Here is a 21939-nt window from a genome sequence, read left to right as displayed (position 1 = left end):
CTCGAAGTCGGGTGTGCCACCCACCTGCGGACCGATTCTCCAACTGAATCGGCTGGGGGTGTCTCTCGCTCAAGGCGTGTCCCTCGGGCGGGACCTCGGCCCGGGCGGGATGGCTCAGGCGCCGAGGCGCTGATCCCACTGCTCGAGTTCGCTCAGCAGCGACCACTCCCATCCGGTCAGGCCCTCGCCGTCCAGCCGGGCGCGCAGGCCGTCCTCGTCCCCGCCGATCAGGTGCAGGACCGCGTCGCGTTCGGCGCGCGCCTCGGCCTCGGTGGTCTCGGTGTTCTCCCTGGTGTGCTGTGTCATGATCTCCTCCGCATCTGCGGGCGATCGGCGCCGGTGTCCAGCCGATGCCATCTGCCTCCAATGTCGCACCCGCTCAGCATGCACCCCGGCACCGACACTCCGCCCGGAAGCGTTCTGTTTCACACGTTGCGCCGGTACTGGCCCACCCACCTCGAAGAATGCCTCGGTCACCTGCTGCAGGGAACACACCCTGGCGGCGGTCATCAGTTCGGCGAAGGCGTTCTCGCCGGTCACCGCCACACGCTTGAGCCGTTCCAGCGCCTCGGTGGCCTCCTCGCGGTGGCGGTCCTGGAAGTCGGCCACGCGCTCCAACTGGGAGCGCTTCTCCGCCTCGGTGGCGCGGGCCAGCTCCACCGTGGCGTCCTCGGGCTCCTCCGAGGGTGGACGGCGGAAGGTGTTCACGCCGATGATCGGTAGCGTGCCGTCATGCTTGCGGTGCTCGTACAGCAGCGATTCGTCCTGGATCTTGCCGCGCTGGTACCCGGTCTCCATCGCGCCGAGCACACCACCGCGTTCGGAGATCCGGTCGAACTCGGCCAGCACGGCCTCCTCGACCAGGTCGGTGAGTTCATCGATGATGAACGAGCCCTGGTTGGGGTTCTCGTTCAGTGCCAGTCCCCACTCCTTGTTGATGATCAGTTGGATCGCCAGCGCCCGGCGCGCCGACTCGGCCGACGGGGTGGTCACGGCCTCGTCGTAGGCGTTGGTGTGCAGGCTGTTGGCATTGTCGTAGATGGCGATCAGGGCTTGCAGGGTGGTGCGGATGTCATTGAAGTCCATCTCCTGGGCGTGCAGGGAACGACCCGACGTCTGCACGTGGTACTTCAGTTTCTGGCTGCGCTCGCCGCCGCCGTACTTCTCCCGCATCGCCACCGCCCAGATGCGGCGGGCCACCCGCCCGATCACCGAGTACTCCGGGTCCATCCCGTTGGAGAAGAAGAAGGACAGGTTGGGTGCGAAGTCGTCGATGTCCATCCCCCGTGCCAGGTAGGACTCCACGTACGTGAACCCGTTGGCCAACGTGAACGCCAACTGGCTGAGCGGGTTCGCCCCGGCCTCGGCGATGTGATAGCCGGAGATCGAGACCGAGTAGAAGTTGCGCACCCCGTTGTCGATGAACCACTGCTGGATGTCGCCCATCATCCGCAGCAGCGAGAACTCGGTGGTGAACAGGCAGGTGTTCTGCCCCTGGTCCTCCTTGAGGATGTCGGCCTGCACGGTGCCGCGCACGTTCGCCAGGGCGTGCCCGCGCAACTCCTCGGCTTCGGCGGCTGAGGGCTCGCGCCCCTCGTCCTGGCGGAAGGCGTCCAGCTGCTGGTCGATGGCGGCATTGAGGAAGAACGCCAGCACGGTGGGTGCCGGCCCGTTAATCGTCATCGACACCGAGGTCGCCGGCGACACCAGGTCGAAGCCGTCGTAGAGAGCCTTCATATCCTCCAGCGAGGCGATCGAGACACCGGAGGTGCCGACCTTGCCGTAGATATCGGGCCGGGCGGCAGGGTCGTGACCGTAGAGGGTGACCGAATCGAACGCGGTGGACAGCCGAGTGGCCGGCTGGCCCTCGGAGAGCAGCTTGAACCGCCGGTTGGTGCGGAAGGGGTCGCCCTCACCGGCGAACATCCGGGTCGGATCCTCATCGGCCCGCTTGAACGCATAGAGCCCGGCGGTGAACGGGAAGCGCCCGGGCAGGTTCTCCCGGCGCCAGAAGCGCACCATGTCCCCGGCGTCGCGGAAGCGCGGCAGTGCCACCCGGGGCACCTTCGTGCCGGACAGGGACTCCCGGGTCAGGCGGGTGGTGATGTCACGCTCGCGCACTCGCACCGTGTGCTCGGTCCCGGAGTAGACCTGCACCGTCGCCGGCCACTGCTGCTGCTGTTCGAGCACCTCGGCCGGCAACGCCCGGCGTGCGTCCTCGGCAAGCCGGGCCACGTCGTCGTGCGCCTTGCCTGCCGCGGACAACTCCTCGAGTGTGAACTCCAGGTGCTGCACCCGGCTGGCCGCATCGGCGTAGGTCTCGGTGTCGGCATGGTAGCCCCGGACCGTTTCGGCGATCTCGGCCAGGTAGCGCACCCGGGCCGCGGGGACCACCGGGGTGATCATCGACGAGTACCGCACGTCGACTCTGGGCAACGCGCCCGCGCCCACCTCCAGTCCGTGTTCGCCGAGCCGGTCGCGCAGCTCCTGGTACAGCGCCGTCACGCCGTCGTCGTTGAAGGTGGCCGCGGAGGTGCCGTAGACGGGCATGTCCTGTGGCTTGGAACCGAAGGCCTCCCGGTTGCGCACCATCTGGCGGCCCACATCGCGCAGCGCATCCATCGCTCCGCGGCGCTCGAACTTGTTGATCGCGACCACGTCGGCGAAGTCGAGCATGTCGATCTTCTCCAGTTGGCTGGCCGCTCCGAACTCCGGCGTCATCACATACAGGGACACATCGGCCAGCGGAACGATGCCCGCGTCACCCTGCCCGATCCCGGGGGTCTCGACGATGATGAGGTCGAAACCCGCCGCTTTGAGGATGTCGAGGACGGCCGGGACCGCCTCGGGCACCTCGCTGTCCCCGCGGGTCGCCATGGACCGGAAGTAGGTCTGCTCACCGCCCAGGGCGTTCATCCGGATCCGGTCGGCCAGCAGCGCACCACCGCCCTTACGCCGCGTGGGGTCGATGGCCAGCACCGCGATGCGTAACCGGTCGCCCTGGTCCACCCGGAAGCGGCGCAGCACCTCATCGGTCAGGGACGACTTGCCCGAACCGCCGGTGCCGGTGATCCCGAGCACCGGGACGGTGCGCCGCCCGGCGGCCTCGACGTACCGGCCTCGGTCGGCCTCGCTGATGCGCCCCAGTTCGGCGCCGGTGACCGCCCGGGCCAGCGCCGTCCGGTCCCCGGCCAGGACGGCGTGGACGTCGGCTCCGCCGAGTTCCCACAGGTCGACGTCGGCCTGTTCGATGACCTGGTTGACCATCCCCGGCAGTCCGAGTCGTTGACCGTCCTCGGGGGAGAAGATCGTCACTCCCGATTCGCGTAGCCGAGTGATCTCCTCGGGCACGATCACGCCGCCCCCGCCGCCGACCACCTTGATGTGGCCGGCGCCGCGTTCGGCGAGCTGGTCGACGAGGTACTCGAAGTACTCCACGTGCCCGCCCTGGTAGGAGGAGACGGCAACGGCCTGGACGTCCTCCTCCAGTGCGGCTTCGGCGACCTCCTGCACCGACCGGTTGTGGCCCAGGTGCACCACCTCGGCGCCCTGGGACTGCATGATCCGGCGCATGATGTTGATCGAGGCGTCGTGCCCGTCGAACAGGCTGGCAGCGGTGACGACGCGGACCGGGTGCTCCGGCACATGCAGGGGTCGTGCTTGTTCGGTCATGGCGTCCTCGGCTCACCGTCGGGTGCGACTACTCCAGATACTAGGACATCCAACTATTCCTCGATAGGGGGTGGCTGCACCTGATCGCCGCCGTCGGCGCGCATCAGGCCCAGCAACTTCGTCAGTTCCCGAACCTGTTCGGGCGGCAGACCGGGTCGGATGAAGACCTCGGCGTTGAGCGCGCTGGTCGCCTCCTCCACGGCCGTCCTCCCGGTAACGGTCAGGGAGGCCAGCACGACCCGGCCGTCGGAGTTGCTGCGCACCCGCTCCACGTAGCCCTGCGCACCAGCCGCTCGACCAGGCTGGTCACGCTGGTCGGGTGCACCTGCAGCAAGGAGCCCATCCGGGACATCGCCATCTCCCCTCCGGCGGCGAACGACAGTAACCGGAGCACCTCGTACCGGGCGAAGGTCAACTCCATCGGGCGCAGGACCGAATCGATGCGCTCGGCCAGCAACTGGTTGACCCGCACGATCGAGGTGACCAGGGCCATGCCGTCGGCGGCTTCAGCCCAGCCGTGCCGGACCCACTGTTGATGGGCCTGATGGATCGGGTCCCGGTCGGCGCGCACGCGACCACCCTACGGCGCAAGCCGAGTGCGTCCCGGGGCGTTGCGGACACCTCACGAGCGTCACGGCGCCAGCCAGACCGGAATCTCAGGGGATGAGACGGGCGGACTTTACTCTTGTGCCTGCCCGGCAGCAGGCCCGTAGTCTGGCTACCGACCATCCAGAGCGGCCGAGAGACCTGGCTCCACGACGCCGCAGCAACCCCCAACGGAAGCCTCCCGCGGGAAGGGTGCTCACGCCAGGACCGATGGAGTTCTTCATGCAGGCATCCCCCGACGGGCGCATCCGATGAGCACGGCTAGCCTTCTTCGTGTGCCCTCCGACCGACCGACCATCTCCTTCGAGCTCTACCCCCCGCGCTCGGAGAAGGGCGAGCGCGCCCTGGTGCGCACCCTCGCGGAACTGGCCGCGGCCCAACCGGACTTCTTCTCCATCACCTACGGCGCGTCCGGCTCCACCCGGGAGACCTCACGGGAGTTGATCCGGCGGGTCGTCACCGAGACCGAGGTCACCCCGATCGCCCACCTGACCTGTGTGGGGGCCTCCGCGGGGGAACTGCGCGGGGTGATCGAGGACCTGCTCGACGAGGGGGTGCGCGACTTCCTCGCCCTGCGCGGGGACCCGCCCGCGGGCGAACCGGACTGGGAGCCGCACCCGCAGGGGCTGACCCGCTCCAGCCAACTGGTGCGCCTGCTGCGGTCCATCGAGGCCGAACGGTTCGGCGATGCCGGTGCCACCACCGGGCAGGTGAACCCGCTGAGCATCTCGGTGGCGACCTATCCCGGCGCACTGCGCGACAAGACCGGTAACCCGGTGGTCGACCCGCGTGACATCGCCGCCCTGGTGGAGAAGCAGGAGGCCGGTGCCGACTTCGCGATCACCCAGATCTTCTACGACGCCGGGCACTACGCCGCGCTGCTGGAACAGGCCCGCTCGGCCGGGGTGCACATCCCGATCCTGCCGGGGGTGATCCCGTTGACCGACCCGCGCCGGCTGCGCAAGCTGCACCAACTCACCGGCGTACGCCCCCCCGAGGGTCTATTGGACACGCTGGATGGAGCTGCCTCCAAGCAGGAGGCCTACCGGCTGGGTCTGCAGGCCACCCGCTCGCTGGTCAACGACATCCTCGCCCTCGGGGCACCCGGCCTGCACGTGTACACCTTCAACACCGCCACGCCGGCACTGGACCTGCTCTACGGGTCCGGGCTGCGCCCCGGTTCCCACCCTGGCCTGAGCCCCGGCGAGGAGCGCCCCCACCCGGCCCCGCCGTCGTCGGCTTGATCTTCAACCGCACCCGAACAGGAAGTCTCATGACACAGCACACCCCGTTCCCCGCCGCCACCATCCTGGGCTACCCCCGGATCGGCCCGGATCGCGAACTCAAACGAGCCGTGGAGTCCTTCTGGGCCGGCCGCACCGACGCCGCCGAACTGACCGCATCCGCACGCGCGCTGCGTGCGGATCTGCGCACCCGCCTGCGTGGCCTGGGTCTGGACGCCCAGGACGCCTCGATCCCCTCCGACTTCACCTTCTATGACCAGGTGCTCTCGGTGGCCGCACAGGTGGGGGCGATCCCGGCGCGGTTCGACGACCTGCGCGATCAGAACGGATCGCTGGACCTGGCCGGCTACTTCACCGTGGCCCGCGGGGAGGGTGACCGGGCACCGCTGGAGATGACCAAGTGGTTCGACTCCAACTATCACTACCTGGTGCCCGAGATCGGCCCGGAGACCGCCTTCGATCTGGTTGAGACCCCCAGCGTGGCAGCGTTCACCGAGGCCGCCGAGGACGGCGTGATCACCCGCCCGGTGCTGGTGGGTCCGATCACGTTCCTGCTGCTGTCCAAGGCCAGTGAGGCGGCCCCGGACGGCTTCAGCCCGCTGGACCGTATCGATGACCTGACCGCGGTGTACGCCCGGTGGCTGGCCGCCTTCGCCGAGGCCGGTGCTCCCTGGGTGCAGCTGGACGAGCCGGGGCTGGTCTCCGACACCTGGCCGATCTCCCGGGCCGAACTCGGCGAACTGGTCTCCCGGGTCTACACCACCCTGGCCGGGGCGAGTGAGCGACCGGCGCTGTTCGTGGCCGCGCCCTACCACCGGCTGGGCAGCGCGTTCACCCCGTTGGCCCGAAGCGGGGTGGAGGCGATCGGACTGGACCTGGTGCGCGGGGACGTCCCCGACGACGTGGCGGGTGCGGACCTGTCCGGGGTGACCCTGGTGGTGGCCGGGCTGGTCGATGGGCACAACGTGTGGCGCACCGACCTGGACGCCGCCCACGAGAAACTCACCGCCCTGCGCGGCGCTGCCGGGCCCGAGGCCACCGTGGCGGTGTCCACCTCCACCTCGCTGTTCCACGTGCCGCACACCGTGGCCGATGAACCCCAGCTGCCCGCGCAGCTGCGGTCCTGGCTGGCGTTCGCCGATGAGAAGGTCGGTGAGGTCCGGGCCCTGGCGGCCGGGCCCGAGCGGGCCGCCGACGCGTTCGAGGCCTCCCGCGCGGTGCGGGCCAATCGGGCCGGCGCCGAGGGGGTCACGGTGCCCGTGGTGCGTGAGCGCACGGGCCGGCTGTCGAAGGCCGACTTCGCGCGCAGCGACTACCCCACCCGGCAGGCCGCCCAGCGGGCGGCGCTGGACCTACCGGAGTTGCCGACGACGACGATCGGGTCGTTCCCGCAGACCGCCGAGGTGCGGCGCGCCCGGGCGAAGGCACGACGCGGCGACATCACCGGAGAGGAGTACCTGGCGGCGATGCGCGCCGAGATCGACCGGGTGATCGCGCTGCAGGAGGAACTGGGCCTGGATGTGTTGGTGCACGGCGAGCCCGAGCGCAACGACATGGTGCAGTACTTCGCCGAGAACCTCGACGGTTTCGCGGTCACCCAGAACGGGTGGGTGCAGTCCTACGGATCCCGGTGCACCCGGCCCTCGATCCTGTGGGGTGACGTGTCCCGGCCCGAACCGATCACGGTGCAGTGGTCCACCTACGCCGCCTCCCGCACGGACAAGCCGGTCAAGGGCATGCTCACCGGTCCGGTGACGATCCTGGCCTGGTCCTTCGTGCGCGATGATCAGCCGCTGGGTGAGACCGCCAACCAGGTGGCCCTGGCGCTGCGCGATGAGGTGGCGGATCTGGAGGCGGCCGGGATCGGGCTGATCCAGGTGGATGAGCCGGCGCTTCGGGAACTGCTGCCGCTGCGCCAGGAAGAACACGAGGACTACCTGGACTGGTCGGTCAACGCGTTCCGGCTGGCTACCGCCGGCGCCGGGGACGCCACCCAGGTGCACACCCACCTGTGCTACTCCGAGTTCGGTGAGGTCATCGGGGCTATCGATGGCCTCGATGCCGACGTGACCTCGGTGGAAGCGGCCCGGTCCAAGATGGAGATCGTCCCGGACATCGCCGACTCCTCCTTCGCCCGGGGGATCGGGCCGGGGGTCTACGACATCCACTCACCCCGGGTGCCCAGCACCGCCGAACTCACCGGACTGCTCCGGATCGCGCTGGGCTCGGTGGACCCGCACCAGTTGTGGGTCAACCCCGACTGCGGGCTGAAGACCCGAGGCTATGAGGAGACCACGGCCTCACTGCGCAATCTGGTGGCCGCGGCCAGGGAGGCGCGCGCGATCGTGCAGGCCTGATCCGGCCGGGGTTCGCACCGGAGCGGCTCCAACCGCACTCCCCGGCGTGCGATCACGGCGAGCAGCGCTAGCGTGGAGGCACGAAGACAACGAGGGAGTGGATGCTATGAAGGGCAAGGTCGGGTTCGTGCTGGGCGCCGCCGTGGGATACCTGTTGGGTACCCGCGCCGGCCAGGAGCACTACGACAAGATCAAGGCGCAGGCCAAGAACGTCTGGGAGAACCCGACGGTGCAGGAAAAGGTCTCGGCTGCGGAGAGCAAGGTCGGGGAGGTCATGCGCGAGCAGGGCTCGCACGTGGCGGGAAAGATCACCGACACGGTCAAGAGCAAGTTCGGCTCCGACTCCTCCGTGGGCTCCGAGGACGTTCAGGCCCCGGCCGAGCCTTACCCGCCGGCACCGCGCCCGCACGACTGAGGTCGTCCAGAGTTCGCCGTGGCTCGCCCGGGCCGGCTGTGCGTCGTCAGCCGGCCGGGCAGGCCGTGACGATCTCGGTGAGCGCGCCCAGTTCCTCCGGGGTCACGCCCAGGCGGTAGGCGTCCTTGATCAGTACCTGCTGGACGGCGTAGGCGCAGTGAAACCGCTCATCGGAGGGCAGCCAGTGCGCGGCATCGGAGGCGCCCTTGTCCTGGTTGGCCGCTCCGTCCACCGCGATGAGGTTCCCCGGGTCATTGGCGAAGGCCAGGGCCACTGACGGCGACCAGGAATCGGCCCCCTTGCTCCACGCATCGGCCAGGGCCACCACGTGGTCGATCTGTACCGCTGAACTGGTGTCCGGGCCGCGTTCGAACTCGATCCGGTGCCCGGTGTAGGGGTCGTGCAGCACACCGGCCACCACCACGCACGGTTGCACCGGGTCGTAGGTGACCTCGGCGAGCCAGTGGGCCAGTTGATCGTTGCGGGTGTCACAGCCGTTGCCGTCCACATCGAACCACGGCGGACCGAAGTGATCGCGGTCATAGCCGGCCAGCATCCGCGGCTCGCCCACCACCGGCAGCCGGGTCAGTGCCTCCGTCGCGGCCTGCACCCGCTCGGGTGGGACCGTCCACGCCGGGGCCGGGGTCACCTGCGCCCACCACGTCGGGGCCACCAGCGCGAACACCACGCACAGCACCGCCACGGCGACGGCGTGCAGCACCCGCCGCACCAGGCCGGGCTCCCACCCCAGCAGTTCCGCCAGTCTGTTCACCACCAGGAGCCTCACAGGGCACACCCGGCCCGGGCCCGCGCCGCCGAGTCTGGTGTGGACCCCGGGATCGCCCCGGGCAACGCTGTGGACACGGGCGCGGCGCCGTCATCGGGAGTGCCCCGGGATACGCAACACTGGTCCCCATGTCCGACCCTTCCCCGCGCAGGACCCAGGTGCGCCGGTGGCGCCGGTACCTGGCCGAGGAGCAGGCCGAGGCCAAGGTCTACCGGGCGTTGGCGCAGCGCCGCAGTGGTGAGGAGGCGCAGATCCTGAACGCCCTCGCCGATGCCGAAGCGCGTCATGCCGCGCATTGGGAGCAACTGCTGGCCGACTACCCCGGCCGCGCCCGCGGCCCTTCGTTGCGGTCACGCCTGTTGATCCTGCTGGCCGGATGGTTCGGCTCGGTCTTCGTGCTCGCCCTGGCCCAGCGTGCCGAGTCGCGTTCGGCCTATGCCGAGGACGACGACGCCACCGACGCCATGGCCGCTGACGAGCGGATCCATGCCGAGGTGGTGCGTTCGCTGGCGGTGCGGGGCCGGGCCAGGATGTCCGGCTCGTTCCGGGCCGCGGTGTTCGGGATGAACGACGGGCTGGTCTCCAACCTTGCTCTGGTGCTGGGGATCGGCGCAGCAGGCACCTCCACGAACGTCATCCTGCTGGCCGGGCTGTCCGGGCTGCTCGCCGGGGCGTTGTCGATGGCGGCGGGGGAGTACGTCTCGGTGCAGTCCCAGCGGGAACTCGTCGATGCCTCCGCCCCGAGCCCGTCGGCCCATACCGTGATCGAGCACCTGGATGTCGACGCCAACGAACTCGCCCTGATCTACCGCGCCCGGGGGATGCCGGAGCAGGAGGCGCAGGCCCGGGCCGCCGAGCGCCTTGCGGTGGCCGACGCGCAACGCCAGCAACCACTCGGGGCCGGCTCGGCACCCGTCGAGCTCGGCTCGGCCCTGGGTGCGGCGGTGGCCAGTTTCTTCTTCTTCGCCACCGGGGCGATCATCCCGGTACTGCCCTACCTGTTCGGGGCCAACGGGCTGTTGGCGGTGCTGCTGGCCGCGCTGCTGGTCGGGGTTGCGCTGGTGGTCACCGGCGCGACCGTGGGCCTGCTGTCCGGATCCTCGCCCTGGCTTCGGGCGCTGCGGCAACTGGGCATCGGGTGGGGTGCGGCAGCGGTCACCTACGCGCTGGGGCTGGCCTTCGGTGCGGTGATCGGCTGAGCGGCCGAAAGGTCCGCTCTCTCAGTCCGGGGGCGCTGCGTCCGCCAGGGCGTTGAGGACCTGGGGGGCCAGGGCCACACCGTCCCCACCCAGGAACTGGGGCGCGCCCCGCATCCCGCGGCGCCGGTCGGCGTCGGGGAGGGCCACCGGGGTGCCGTGGGACAGGATCTGCTCGCCGGGGGTGAGCTGGCGGATCGCGATCGCCGCCACTGCCCCGGGGAACTCCTGGGCGAACTCGGCGTAGATCGCCGGATCGCGCTGACCGTCATCGCCCACCAGCACCCAGCGCACGTGCGGGAACTCGGTGTGCAGCCGCCGCAGAGTGCGCTCCTTGTGCTCCCGGCCGGAACGGAACCAGCCGGTATTGGTCGGGCCCCAGTCGGTCATCAACTTCGGGCCGAACGGATAGTCGTGCTCGTGCAGGAACTCCGCGATCGCGGGCACCACGTTCCACGCACCAGTGGACAGGTAGAACACCGGCAGGTCGGACACCTGCTCCTCGACCCGGCGGTAGAACCGGGCCATCCCCGGAACCACCCGGCGGCTGCTGTGGTGGCGCACGAACGTGTTCCAGACCGCGATCAACGGGCGCGGTACGGCGGTGATCATCACGGTGTCGTCAATGTCGCTGATCAGGCCGACCCGGGCCCGGGAGGAGATGATGCGCACCCGGGCCGGACCGGCGTGCTGGCCCGGGCGCGCAGGGTGACCTGGTGCCAGCCGGGCGCCAGGCCGTGGCCGTGCACGGACAGGTCGATGTAGCCGCCGCGGTCGGCACGGGTGTGGTGGTCCCGGCCGTCGATGGTGACCGTGACCGGGATCATTCCCACCGGCGCCGTCACGTACGGGCGCCAACCGCGTACCGGCTTGGCCGGTGCGTCGGCCTCGGCGTCGGACTCCGGCAGCGGGTTGCGGGTCATCACCACCCGGCCCAGGATGCGCACGAAGTCCGGCGATCCGTACCCGGTGTGCGCGATGGTGCGGGGGCGCCACCCGCGGTTGCGGAGGAAGTGGATCAGTCGACGGTTCAGCGCGTCCTCGACGGCGGCGGCAACATGGGTACCCGCTGGCATGCGATCTCCGTGCGCAGGGCGTCCGTCCGAGCCCGCCGGCTCAGGCCCGTGGTGCCGGCGGGGGCCCCTCGTCGCGACGCTCCACCACCTCTCGGTGGGAGGTGTTGGCCCGCTGGCCCTGGAGCACCAGGGACAGCACGATCGCCAGCACACCGGCACCCATGCAGATGTAGCCGATCATGGTCAGGTCCACCGCGTTGATGTTGTCCCTGACGGCGAAGCCCAGGATCGCTCCGACCACTAACAGGAAGACTCCAAGTCCGATCCTCATCTGCCAACCTCTCCTTCGTTTCGGCGCCGGTTCTCGACGCACGGCGCGCGAGGGCGCGACACCATGGTGGCGCAGGTTGACCGGTCCGGCATGTCGGGACGAGGCACGCGTCCTCCGCCGGTCAGTCCGGGCGCAGGTCACGCGCCGGGTGAACTCCGCCATCGCCGGCCGACCCGGGGGGTGCGGCTCACTCGCCGGGCGTGCCCCGCCGTCGTCCGGGGTTGACCGTGCCCAGCACCGCCCCGGGGGTGGCGCCGGCGGCGCGGGCGCGTTCCTGCAGCGTGTGCGCCTCGGCCTTGATCATCGGGTTCCGGGCACCGCAGAAGACGCACTCCACCTCATACCGGGTGGACACCGTAACGGTGGGGATGAAGAACAGGGTGAGTTTGCCTATGTCCTCGATCAGCCGGTGCGCCGCCGGATTCTGGCAGTGCCCGCAGATGAGGGTGACCGTGGCCAGCACGGTGCGGTAGGGCTTCACCCCGCCGATCAGAATCATGCCACCAGGGTACGCGCGCGGGCAGAGCCACGGGCCCGCTCGCGGGCCCTGACGCAGGTCAGGTCAGGTGCACCGGCCCGTTCGGGGTCTGCAACCGGGCGTGCAGGGTGGTGCTCGCCCCGGACTCGATACTCAGGTCCACCCCAAGCAGGTCCAGCACGCCGCGCACCCGATCGGGTTCCGGGTGCGTGGCTTGCACGCCGAGCAGTTCCACGGTGGGGAGGTCGCCCAGGGCCGGGTGGTCGGTGCTGCCCCAGTCGATCAGGAACGGAACCGCCGGGGAATGGGCCCGGGGGCGGGAGAGCCGCCAGTGCAACTCGGTGCCCTCCGGGGTGCGCCGCGACAGTGGTTCGATCGGGCCTGGGTCGTACCCATCGGCCCGGGCCCGCTCGATCACCGACTCCAGGTCCGGCGGGTGCACAGCGAAGGTGACCAGGCGGGCGTCGTCCAACGCATCGATGCCGAACGTGGTGATCGGTTCGGTGGACGGGCGGTCCGGGTCCGGCCCGATGATCTCCAAGTAGCCGCGGGTGCGCTGCCCGTCGACGGTGAAGGCGACCAGGTGGTTCGCGGTACCGCGGGGGTGCTTGCCCCCCGGCGCGGGGGCCACGCCGGTGCGTTCGGTGAACTCGGCCACCGCGGCGTTCAGGTCCGGTCCGGCGTACACCAGGTGGTCGAAGTGGGTCGGTACGGGTGCGTTCATAGCGGCCACCGTAGGCAGGGGCCGACGACGACGCACCGGATCCGGCTTCTGTCTCACCTGGCGGTTGGCGCACCCCGGGTTGCCGAGGGGGTCGGGGCGCGGCCTGGTCGCTGGGGCTACCGCAACAGGCTCCGCACCCCGCGCAGGGCCACCGACAGCGGTGCCAGGCCGGGGGAGTCGATCGCCAGGATGTCCGTCAGGGACTCCTCCACCCGGCCTACCGCGGCACCGATCTGCTCGGCCCAGTTCTCGATCCGAGCCGACGCCTCACCGTCCTCGGTCTCACGCATGATCACCGCGCTGAGCAACTCGGCGGTGGCGTAGAGGTCATCGCGCATCGAGGCCCGGGCCAGGGTGGCCCAGCGTTCGTCTCGCGGCAACCCGGCCACCTCGATGAGGAGATCGTCGATGCGGAACCGTTCCGAGACCGCGAAGTACAGTTCCGCGGACCGCTCCGGCGGGCACCCGGCCTCATCGGCGAGCTGGACCACGTCCAGCAGCGACAGGCTGGGCAACAACCCGGCGAACTGCTCGGCCAGTTCCTCCGGGACCCCCGCTTGCCGCATCTCCTCGGCACGGGCGTGGAAGCGCTCCAGTTCCGCCCCGCGCAGGAACTGCGGCAACTGGGCGCGCAGCGCCGTGACCCGCTCCGAGAAGCGTTCGACCTCCGCGGCCACGTCCAGTTGGTCGTGCCGCTGGTGGGCGAACCAGCGGGTGGCCCGGTCCAGCAACCTGCGGAAGGACAGGTACAACTCCGCCTGGGTGCCGGCGTCCACCTTGGTGTCCAACGCCTCAACCGCGCTGGTGAACTCGACCAGATCGAAAATCTCCCGGCTGGCTGCGTAGGCCCGCGCCACCTGCTCGCTGCTGGCGCCGGTCTCATCGGCAGCCCGGAACGCGAAGCTGATGCCACCGCGGTTGACCATCGAGTTCACCACCGTGTTGATGATGATCTCGGAGCGCAGCGGGTGGGCCTCGATCGCCTCGGCGTACTTCTCGCGCATGGCGGTGGGGAAGTACTCGGCCAGGGTCTTGCTGAACCAGGAGCCATCGGCGATGGAGGTCTGGGCCAGGTCGTCCTTCAGGGCGATCTTGGAGTAGGCCATCAGCACGCTGAACTCCGGCTGGGTGAGCCCGTGCCCGGCCTCGGCCCGGGCGTCCAGTTCCTCCTCATCGGGTAGGAACTCCAGCTCCCGGTCCAAGTCGCCACGCTTCTCCAACCACTGGATCAACCGGCGGTGCACCCCGAGCATCTGCGCGGACTGGGCGCGGGAGTTGGACAGCAACACGTTCTGTTCGTAGTTGTCCCGCAGCACCAGCTCGGCGACCTCATCGGTCATCGAGGCCAGCAGTTCGTTGCGCTCGGATCGGTCCAGACCCCCATCGCGCATCACTTCCCGCAGCGGGATCTTGATGTTGACCTCAAGGTCCGAACTGGACACGCCCGCAGAGTTGTCGATCGCGTCGGTGTTGATCTGCACCCCGTTCATCGCGGCCTCGATCCGGCCCAACTGGCTGGCCCCGAGGTTGCCGCCCTCGCCCACCACCTTGACGCGCAGGTCCCGCCCGTCCACGCGGATCGCGTCGTTGGCGCGGTCGCCGATGTCGCTGTGGGACTCGGCCGAGGACTTGATGTAGGTGCCGATCCCGCCGTTCCAGAGCAGGTCCACCGGCGCCAGGAGCATCGCCTTGATCAGCTCGGTCGGGGCCAGTTCGGTCACGTCCTCACCGAGTCCCAACGCGGCGCGTACCTGCGGGGTGATCTCGATGATGGACTTGGCGGTGCGCGGGTACACCCCACCCCCGTCGCTGATCAGGTCGGTGTCGTAGGACTCCCAGGTGGTGCGGGCCTCGGAGAACAGTCGCCTGCGTTCGGCGAAGGAGGTGGTGGCATCCGGGTCGGGGTCCAGGAATATGTGCCGGTGGTCGAAGGCGCCCACCAGGCGGATGTGTTCGGACAGGAGCATCCCGTTGCCGAAGACGTCCCCGCTCATGTCCCCGATGCCCACCACGGTGAAGTCCTCGGACTGGGTATCCATCCCCCGCTCGCGGAAGTGCCGCTTGACCGACTCCCAGGCGCCCCGCGCGGTGATGCCCATCGCCTTGTGGTCATACCCGGCCGAGCCACCGGAGGCGAAGGCGTCGTCGAGCCAGAACTCGTACTCGGCGGAGATCTCGTTGGCCACATCGGAGAAGGTGGCGGTGCCCTTGTCCGCAGCCACCACCAGGTAGGGATCGTCATCGTCGTGGCGCACCACCCGCTCCGGTGGCACTACGTCGTCGCCGCGGCGGTTGTCGGTCACGTCCAACATGCCGCGGATGAACGCCCGGTAGGAGGCCTCGCCCTCGGCGAGCCAGGCGTCCCGGTCTGCTGCCGGGTCGGGTAGTTGCTTGGCGTAGAAGCCGCCCTTGGAGCCGCCGGGCACGATCACCGCGTTCTTGACCATCTGAGCCTTGACCAGCCCGAGCACCTCGGTGCGGAAGTCCTCCCGGCGGTCGCTCCAGCGCAGCCCGCCGCGGGCCACCTTACCGAATCGCAGGTGCACCCCCTCCACCTGGGGGGAGTAGACCCAGATCTCCGCGGTGGGCACCGGGCTGGGGATGCCGGGCACCTGGGCGCAGTCGATCTTGAGGAGATGTGCCCGACCGGGTTGCCCTCGGCGTCGGTGCAGAAGTAGTTGGTGCGCTGGGTCGCGCCGATCACACCCATGTAGGCGCGCACCATCCGGTCGTGGTCCAGACTCGGCACGTCGTCCAGGGCGGTGATGATCTCGGAGGTCAGTGTCTCCTCGGCCTGCCGCCGGGCGGTCATGTCCGTGCCCGCGGGGTGGTCCGGGTCGAACCGGGCCTCGAACAGGCGCACCAGTTTGGTAGCCAGTTCGGGGTTGGCCACCAGCCCGGCCTCCAGGTACTCCACCGAGAAGATCGAGCCAACCTGGCGCAGGTAGCGGGCGATGGTCCGCAGGACCACCACCTCGCGCCAGTCCAGCCCGGCGCTGAGCACGAGATGACCCAGCACGTCGCTCTCGGCCAGCCCGGCTCGCGTCGCCAGGAACGCCTCGGTGAAGCGGTGTTCCCGGTCATCGGTGACCCAGAGATCCTCGCTGCCGGCCCGCAGGCCGAAGTCGTACACGAACGCCTCCGCCTGGGTGTCGGTGGCACGGACCCGGAAGGGGCGCTCGTCCAGGACCTCCACACCAAGGTCGGTGAAGGTGCCCAGCACCTCGGTCAGGGACACCGGGCTGCGACGGTACACCTTGAGGCGTCGCTCACCCGGGTTGGCCTCCTCCGGGCGGTACAACGCCAAGGCGGTGTCGTCGTCGTCGGCCAACCCCTCCAGGGCGAGCAGGTCCGAGACCGCCGCGTCCGGGGAGACCATCTCCTTGTATGCCTCGGCGAACCGGCCGGTGTAGGTCGCGACCAGGTCGTAGGCCTGTTCTTGCGGTACCCGGTCCAGGGCGGCCTCGAGCACCTTCTCCTCCCAGGTGCGGGTGGCCCGCACCAGTTCGGACTGGATCTGCTCCACATCAACCTCGGGCAGCGCCCGTCCGTGCCGCACCCGCACCACGAAGTGCAACTGCGCCAGCGGGGAGTCGGCCACCCGGGTGGTGAACTCCACGGCCACGTGGTGAACTCCACCGTCTCGGCCCGCGTAGGCCTTGCGCAGCACGTGCTCCATCGCCAGGCGCACTGCGGTGTTGTACCGATCGCGCGGGATGAAGACCAGGGCGGAGACGAACCGGCCGAACTCATCGGTGCGCAGGAACAGTTTCGAGCGGCGCCGTTCCTGCAGGTACAGGACCTCCTGGGCGACCTCGGCCAACGTGGCCACGTCGGTCTGGAAGAGCTCGTCGCGCGGGAAGTTCTCCAGCACCTGCAGCAGATCCTTGCCGGAGTGGGAGTGGGCGCTGAACCCGCTGCGGTGCAACACCTCGCGCACCTTGTCGGCAGCGATCGGCAGGCGCAGCACCGACTCGGCGTAGGCCGATGAGGTGAGCATGCCCAGGAAGCGCCGCTCCCCGGTCACCGCACCGGATTCGTCGAATGTGCGGATACCGATGTAGTCCAGGTAGGTGGATTTGTGCACGGTGGCACGAGAGTTGGCCTTGGTGATCGTGAGCAACCGGGGCTCGCGCGCGGTGGCCTGGGCCTGCGGCTGCAGCCGGGTGTAGGGCTTCTCCGGTTCCCCGCGCAGGATGCCCAGCCCGCTCTCCGGTACCGGGCGCAGCACGTCCTCACCGTCGACGGTGTCCAGGCTGTACTCGCGGTAACCCAGGAAGGTGAAGTGGTCATCGGCGAGCCAGGTGAGGAACTCCCGGGTGGGCCCGACCTCGGCGGAGTCGACGGTGTGCGGCACACTCCGGACCAGGTCGGAGGTGATCTGCTGGCACTTCTGCCGCATCGCCTGCCAGTCCTGTACCGACTTGCGGACGTCCTCGAGCACCTCCTCCACCCTCTGCTGCAGGCGGTCGAGGCGGTCGGCGTCGGTGATCCGGTCCACCTCGAGGTGCATCCAGGACTCGGCGATGCCCTGATCCGCGGGCGGGCGTTCGCTGAGTACCTCGGTCAGGTTCCCGTCCCGGTCGCGCCGCACCATCAGTTGGGGGTGCACCACCAGGTGCACGGAGAGGCCCTCCCCGGCCGCGGCTGCGGTGAGGGAGTCGACCAGGAACGGCATGTCGTCGGTGCACACCAGGACCGAGGAGTGCGGGGAGGTCCACCCGTTGGCCTCGCGCTGGGGGGACAGCACCCGCACCAGGGTCTGCCCCTGCCGGCGGGTGCCGGCGAGTTCGTACATCGACTGCACCGCCCCGGCAAGGTTCGCCGGCTCACGTTCTGCCAGGTCCTCCGGAGCCACGTGCTCCAGTACTCGCGGCAACACCTCCGCTACGTGGTCCTGCCCCTGCTCGGCCGCCAGATCAGCAGCACCGCGAAGGATCTCGTCCCGATCGGGACTAGGTTCGCGCAGGATCGACTGGTTCATCTTCTACCCCTGATCGGTGTACTTCGGTGTACCTGTGGAGCCTATCGCTGATCAGCATGTCGGCAGCCCGAAGGGGGTGGCGGCGCCGGCGGAGGCCGGCGACGGCTGCCGTGCTCAGGTGCCGGGGTTGCGGGCCGCCGGCCAGGACGCTTACTCAGGCAGGGGTGTCCACCCAGGTGGAGCCCGCCGGCACCGGTTCCACCGTTCCACCGGTGAGCTCGGCGACCAGGGCGCCCAGCCCCTCGGATCGCTCCCCTGGCACTCCCAGACGCAGCGTGGCCGCGGCGGAGTAGGTGGTGTCGAGTACCTGCACACCCCGGGCCCGCAGGTCCGCCTCCACCTTCCCGGCGGTGGCGTGGTCCAGCTCCAGGGTGTACTCCATGAGCAGTTCCCGGGCCACCAGCCCGGCCTCGTCCAGGCCCGCCCGGACGGCGTCGGAGTAGGCGCGGATCAAGCCTCCGGTGCCCAGCAGCACCCCGCCGAACCAGCGGGTCACCACCGCCACCACGTCGGAGACCTCCCGGCCCCGCAGTACCTCCAGCATCGGTGCCCCGGCGGTTCCGGCCGGCTCGCCATCGTCGGAGGACCGTTGCACGCCCGCATCGGGACCGAGCACGAACGCCGAGCAGTGGTGAGCGGCATCCCAGTGCCGCTTGCGCAGCCCCTCGACGACGGTCCGGGCCGCCTCCTCGGTGCTCACCCGGGCCAGGGTGCACAGGAAGCGGGAGCGCTTGACCTCGATCTCCGCCTCACCGTCGGTGGCGAGGGTCAGGTATCGGGTGGTCACCGTTCCATTATCGCCCGTCCGACGCCCGAGCTCTGAGCCCCCGTGTTCGATCGGGATGCGCAGCGGTCGGGAGTTGTGCGCTGCTGCCGCCTACCGTGGTGCCGGCGCCGGGATGAGTTCCCACCGACCGTCGCGAAACTCCAGCCGGGCCTGGCGGCGGCCGAAGGGCTCCGGCGCGATCACGGCCAGCCCGTCCCAGATCTCCATGGCCGTGGGGGTGCAGACCACGTTGACGTAGTCCGGTCCGGGGCCACCGGGCCAGAACGCCCGGAAGAAGTGGCGGAACCGGATGGGTGCGTCCGCACCGACGATCTTGGCGTCGCATTCCAGCGTCACGCACGCCCGGCGCCGATCGTCCTGGAACACCAGCAGGCACCTCGCTGACCGCCGGATATGGGAGACCTTGCGGGAACCGGGATCGGTGCCGAACCAGAGCGTGCCGTCGGCAGCCCGGGCGACCGGCTCGATGACGCGGGCGACCGGGCCGCCGGGGGATTCGGTGATCATGAGGCAGTAGCGCTTGGCACGCACGATGCCCCACGCGCGGTCCACCATCGCCCGCGGGTCGGTGACCATCCGCCGCCTGGCCCAGCGCCGGTACAGCAGCCCGACCCGCCCGAAGAAACGTCGCCTCAGCCCACGCATGGTGACAGTGTCTCGCGCGTGGCCGGCCCCGTCCGCCTCGTCATCGGCCGGAGCCGCGACCGACTCATCACCGGAGTTCGCGCAGCGCGGATGTCATCACTCCGCCGGCATCACCGGTGTTCACCGTGCCCCGGGGTTCGATGAGCATGGCGAGCACTTCCTGCTCCGCGTACGGGCGGTGCTCCACACCGGCGGGGACGACGAAGGTGTCGTGCGGCCCCAGACGCACGTCGCCATCGCGCAGACTGATCGTCAACTCCCCGGACAGGACGTAGAACAACTCGTCCGTGGCGGGATGACTGTGCCAGACGAACTCCCCCATGATCTTGACCACTTTGAGGTCGTAGTCATTGATGCTGGCGAGCCGATGGGGCTGCCAGGGCTCGGCGATCTGGACCAGCGCGGTCAGCGCATTGCGCACCCCGCCGGCGAGATCTGGTTGCGGGACGTTCTCCACCACGTTCGCCTCCGTTGCGTCGCGCCGCGGCCACGGGGCCGGCGGCTGTGCCTCAGGTGATGCCGCACCATGTGTGCCGCGCCCCACCGTCCCATGCTATTTGCGGCGTTGCCCAAGGTTTGTACGACCGCTGGCGCCGGTGGGGTTGGTCGGGTCCGCCTCAAGGTGTGGGTTCTCCAGATCGGCATCGAGGGCGATCTGCAACCCCACGGCGGGCCCCATCGCCTTCCGGAACCGGGTGAGCAGCATGAACACCGTGAAAACCCGAAACTTCATGCCGTACTTGCCGGCCGGCGCTCGATTTGCGTGGTGGCGGTTCTTGCCGGCCACACCGGCCTGGTCACCGGTGTGATTCTGCACGCGATCGCCGGGGCCGGCCCTGCGACTCAGTCGCTCAGCACAGTTCCAAGGTGCGCGCCAGCGCCGCCACGCAGTCGGCCAGGAGCATCCGGTGCAGCCAGGCCCGCCAGATCTGCCAGGTCCGCACGCACCATCAGAGCCTCAGCCCTCCCGGCCCATCGGGGCCAGCGGCACCCGCTCGGGTGCCTGGGTGCGGGCCCGGACGGCGTCGTCGTCGGCCAGGGTGGACAGCGCCTCCTCCTCGGCCCGGGCCAGTGCCCGGTAGGAGTCGATCTCGGCGGCCCTGGTCTCGGCGTCCCAACCCAGTAACGGGGCGGCGATGTCGGCGATCTCGGGCAGCGCCGCCAAGCCGCGGTCGCGGGACTCATAGAACAGCCGGACCCGCCGCTGCAGGATGTCCTCCAGGTGCAGGGCTCCCCCCGTGGGTGATCGCCCAGGCCACTTCCGCGCGCAGGTACGCAGGCGCGGCGGCCAGGGGCTCACCCAGGCCCGGGTCGTCCTGCACCGCTGCGCTGATCTGGGCCAGTTCGGTGCCGTAACGGCCCAGCAGGTGCTGCAACCGGTCACCGGTCCACCCGTGCCGGGCGCCGATCCGGCCGGCCTGGGCGGTGATCGCCTCCAGCCCGCTGGCGCCCACCAGCGGGGTGCGGGCGGTGACCGAGGGGCGGGCCTTGGCACGCTCGGGGCCGATCGCGTTATCCACCGCGTGCTCGGCCATCAGCCGGTACGAGGTGAGTTTGCCACCGGTGATCACCGTCATCCCCGGTGCCACCTCCAGCACGGTGTGGTCGCGGGAGATCTTGGTGGAGGCGGCGTCCTCGCTTGGCTGCACGAGCGGGCGCAGCCCGGCGTAGACACCGATGATGTCCTCGAAGGTCAACTCCGAGCGCAGCACCCCGTTGGCGTGCTCGAGCAGGTAGTCCACGTCCGGGCGGGTGGCCACCGGCCGCAGCGGCTCCTCGCTCCAGGGGGTGTCGGTGGTGCCGATGATCCAGTACCGCTGCCAGGGGATGATGAACAGCACCGACTTCTCGGTCCGCAGGAAGATCCCGGCCCTGCCCCGGATCCGGTGGCGCGGCACCACGATGTGGATGCCCTTGGACATCAGCACCCGCACCTTGGCCTCATCGGTGGCCAGGGCCTCGGTGTCCTCGGTCCACACCCCGGTGGCGTTGATGACGTGCTTGGCGTAGACGCGGTGACGCTGACCGGTCTCCAGGTCCACCACCTCGGCGCCGACCACGCGGGGGCCGTCCTTGATCAGGTCCACCATCTGGGTGCGCGAGGCGGCGTGAGCACCGTAGGACTGGGCGGTGCGGACCAGGGTGGTGACCAGCCGGGCGTCATCGACCCGGGCGTCGTAGAAGCGGATCGCACCGATGAGTTCGTCCGGGCGGATGTCGGGGAACAACTGCAGCGCGCCCCGCTTGGAGTAGTGCTTCTGCAGCGGCACCGCCCGCCCGCGGAATCCGGCCACGGCCATCGCGTCGTACATGCCCACCCCCACCGCGGAGTAGGCCCGTTCGATCACCCGGCGCTTCAGCGGCCACAGGAACGGTTGGGCCTGGACCAGGTGCGGGGCGGTGGTGGTCAGCAGCAGCGCGCGCTCCCGCAGCCCCTCGGCAACCAGTTTGAAATCCAGGTTGTACAGGTAGCGAAGCCCGCCATGTACCAGTTTCGATGACCAGGCGGAGGTACCGCCGGCCCAGTCCTGCATATCCACGATCCCGGTGCGCAGGCCCCGGGTGACGGCGTCCACCGCGACCCCGGCGCCGGTGACCCCACCGCCGATCACCAGCACGTCCAACTGCTCGGTACCCAGCGCGGCCAGAGCATCAGCCCTGCTTCGGGGGGTCAAGGCTGAGAACAAGGCAGTTCCT

At 69.8% G+C, this 21939-nt stretch carries 17 protein-coding genes, 3 pseudogenes and 1 riboswitch; of the genes and pseudogenes, 4 read left to right on the top strand and 16 right to left on the bottom strand.

Translation table 11 applies throughout. The features are described from left to right. Positions 1-114: 114 nt before the first annotated feature. From icmF to ACRRRO_RS05685, 3 genes are read right to left on the bottom strand one after another with little or no spacing between them, the layout of a single operon-like run. Positions 115-3672: a fused isobutyryl-CoA mutase/GTPase IcmF gene (gene icmF, locus ACRRRO_RS05695; RefSeq protein ID WP_434081204.1), complete on the bottom strand. Its 3558-nt coding sequence runs from the start codon at positions 3670-3672 to the stop codon at positions 115-117. Positions 3673-3725: 53 nt separating this feature from the next. Further along, positions 3726-3908 carry a hypothetical protein gene (locus tag ACRRRO_RS05690; RefSeq protein WP_434081203.1) on the bottom strand — a complete coding sequence of 61 codons (183 nt, stop codon included), beginning with the start codon at positions 3906-3908 and terminating at the stop codon, positions 3726-3728. After that, positions 3893-4243: a hypothetical protein gene (locus tag ACRRRO_RS05685; RefSeq protein WP_434081202.1), complete on the bottom strand. Its 351-nt coding sequence runs from the start codon at positions 4241-4243 to the stop codon at positions 3893-3895. Before ACRRRO_RS05685 ends, ACRRRO_RS05690 begins: the two co-directional genes overlap by 16 nt. Before the next feature lie 151 nt (positions 4244-4394). Continuing rightward, positions 4395-4495, top strand: a riboswitch (SAM riboswitch). A gap of 58 nt (positions 4496-4553) precedes the next feature. On the opposite strand from ACRRRO_RS05685, the gene ACRRRO_RS05680 reads away from it, so the two are divergent. The 3 genes from ACRRRO_RS05680 to ACRRRO_RS05670 all read left to right on the top strand — a co-directional run bounded on the left by ACRRRO_RS05680 (position 4554) and on the right by ACRRRO_RS05670 (position 8294). Next, the gene (locus tag ACRRRO_RS05680) at positions 4554-5522 is read left to right on the top strand and encodes a methylenetetrahydrofolate reductase (protein ID WP_434081201.1); all 969 of its coding nucleotides are present in this window, start codon (positions 4554-4556) and stop codon (positions 5520-5522) included. A 29-nt stretch (positions 5523-5551) separates the two neighbouring features. Further along, a complete protein-coding gene (gene metE, locus ACRRRO_RS05675; RefSeq protein WP_434081200.1) occupies positions 5552-7879 on the top strand; it encodes a 5-methyltetrahydropteroyltriglutamate--homocysteine S-methyltransferase in 2328 nt (775 codons plus the stop codon). Positions 7880-7985: 106 nt separating this feature from the next. After that, positions 7986-8294 carry a YtxH domain-containing protein gene (locus ACRRRO_RS05670; protein ID WP_424797431.1) on the top strand — a complete coding sequence of 103 codons (309 nt, stop codon included), beginning with the start codon at positions 7986-7988 and terminating at the stop codon, positions 8292-8294. A gap of 46 nt (positions 8295-8340) precedes the next feature. Here ACRRRO_RS05670 and ACRRRO_RS05665 read toward each other — a convergent pair whose 3' ends face one another. Continuing rightward, positions 8341-9066 (bottom strand): HNH endonuclease family protein, encoded by a 726-nt coding sequence (locus ACRRRO_RS05665; protein ID WP_424797432.1) that lies wholly within the window; start codon positions 9064-9066, stop codon positions 8341-8343. A 143-nt stretch (positions 9067-9209) separates the two neighbouring features. On the opposite strand from ACRRRO_RS05665, the gene ACRRRO_RS05660 reads away from it, so the two are divergent. Next, the gene (locus ACRRRO_RS05660; RefSeq protein WP_434081199.1) at positions 9210-10280 is read left to right on the top strand and encodes a VIT1/CCC1 transporter family protein; all 1071 of its coding nucleotides are present in this window, start codon (positions 9210-9212) and stop codon (positions 10278-10280) included. A 21-nt stretch (positions 10281-10301) separates the two neighbouring features. On the opposite strand, the gene ACRRRO_RS05655 is transcribed toward ACRRRO_RS05660, so the two are convergent. The 12 genes and pseudogenes from ACRRRO_RS05655 to ACRRRO_RS05600 form a co-directional block, all read right to left on the bottom strand. Then, positions 10302-10949 (bottom strand): phosphatase domain-containing protein, encoded by a 648-nt coding sequence (locus ACRRRO_RS05655; RefSeq protein WP_434081198.1) that lies wholly within the window; start codon positions 10947-10949, stop codon positions 10302-10304. Next, the gene (locus tag ACRRRO_RS05650) at positions 10913-11353 is read right to left on the bottom strand and encodes a hypothetical protein (protein ID WP_434081197.1); all 441 of its coding nucleotides are present in this window, start codon (positions 11351-11353) and stop codon (positions 10913-10915) included. The genes ACRRRO_RS05655 and ACRRRO_RS05650 overlap by 37 nt, the downstream gene beginning before the upstream one ends. 40 nt (positions 11354-11393) lie before the next feature. Then, on the bottom strand, positions 11394-11624 hold the full coding sequence (locus ACRRRO_RS05645) for a DUF6458 family protein (RefSeq protein ID WP_424797434.1): 231 nt from the start codon (positions 11622-11624) through the stop codon (positions 11394-11396). 187 nt (positions 11625-11811) lie between these two features. After that, the gene (locus ACRRRO_RS05640) at positions 11812-12123 is read right to left on the bottom strand and encodes a hypothetical protein (RefSeq protein WP_424797435.1); all 312 of its coding nucleotides are present in this window, start codon (positions 12121-12123) and stop codon (positions 11812-11814) included. Positions 12124-12181: 58 nt separating this feature from the next. Further along, positions 12182-12826, bottom strand: a complete 645-nt coding sequence (locus ACRRRO_RS05635; RefSeq protein WP_424797436.1) for a VOC family protein — start codon at positions 12824-12826, stop codon at positions 12182-12184. Between the two features lie 119 nt (positions 12827-12945). After that, a pseudogene (locus ACRRRO_RS05630) lies at positions 12946-16215 on the bottom strand (NAD-glutamate dehydrogenase domain-containing protein); the annotation flags it as partial. Beyond that, positions 16215-17810 (bottom strand): annotated as a pseudogene (locus ACRRRO_RS05625) (NAD-glutamate dehydrogenase); the annotation flags it as partial. The pseudogenes ACRRRO_RS05625 and ACRRRO_RS05630, both read right to left, overlap by 1 nt. A gap of 154 nt (positions 17811-17964) precedes the next feature. Next, complete coding sequence (locus ACRRRO_RS05620) at positions 17965-18597, bottom strand: YigZ family protein (RefSeq protein WP_424797438.1); 633 nt, start codon at positions 18595-18597, stop codon at positions 17965-17967. 90 nt (positions 18598-18687) lie between these two features. Further along, entirely contained in the window at positions 18688-19242 is a 555-nt protein-coding gene (locus tag ACRRRO_RS05615; RefSeq protein WP_424797439.1) for a pyridoxamine 5'-phosphate oxidase family protein, read from the bottom strand. Positions 19243-19309: 67 nt separating this feature from the next. After that, positions 19310-19702, bottom strand: coding sequence for a cupin domain-containing protein (locus ACRRRO_RS05610; RefSeq protein ID WP_424797440.1), 393 nt, complete (start codon positions 19700-19702; stop codon positions 19310-19312). 93 nt (positions 19703-19795) lie between these two features. Further along, positions 19796-20029: a hypothetical protein gene (locus ACRRRO_RS05605; RefSeq protein ID WP_424797441.1), complete on the bottom strand. Its 234-nt coding sequence runs from the start codon at positions 20027-20029 to the stop codon at positions 19796-19798. A gap of 171 nt (positions 20030-20200) precedes the next feature. Next, positions 20201-21929, bottom strand: a pseudogene (locus ACRRRO_RS05600) (glycerol-3-phosphate dehydrogenase/oxidase). Positions 21930-21939: the final 10 nt, after the last annotated feature.

The organism is Sanguibacter sp. Z1732, from assembly GCF_051020515.1.
Lineage (GTDB): Bacteria > Actinomycetota > Actinomycetes > Actinomycetales > Beutenbergiaceae > CALKWS01.
This window is presented reverse-complemented; position numbering and strand designations above follow the sequence as displayed.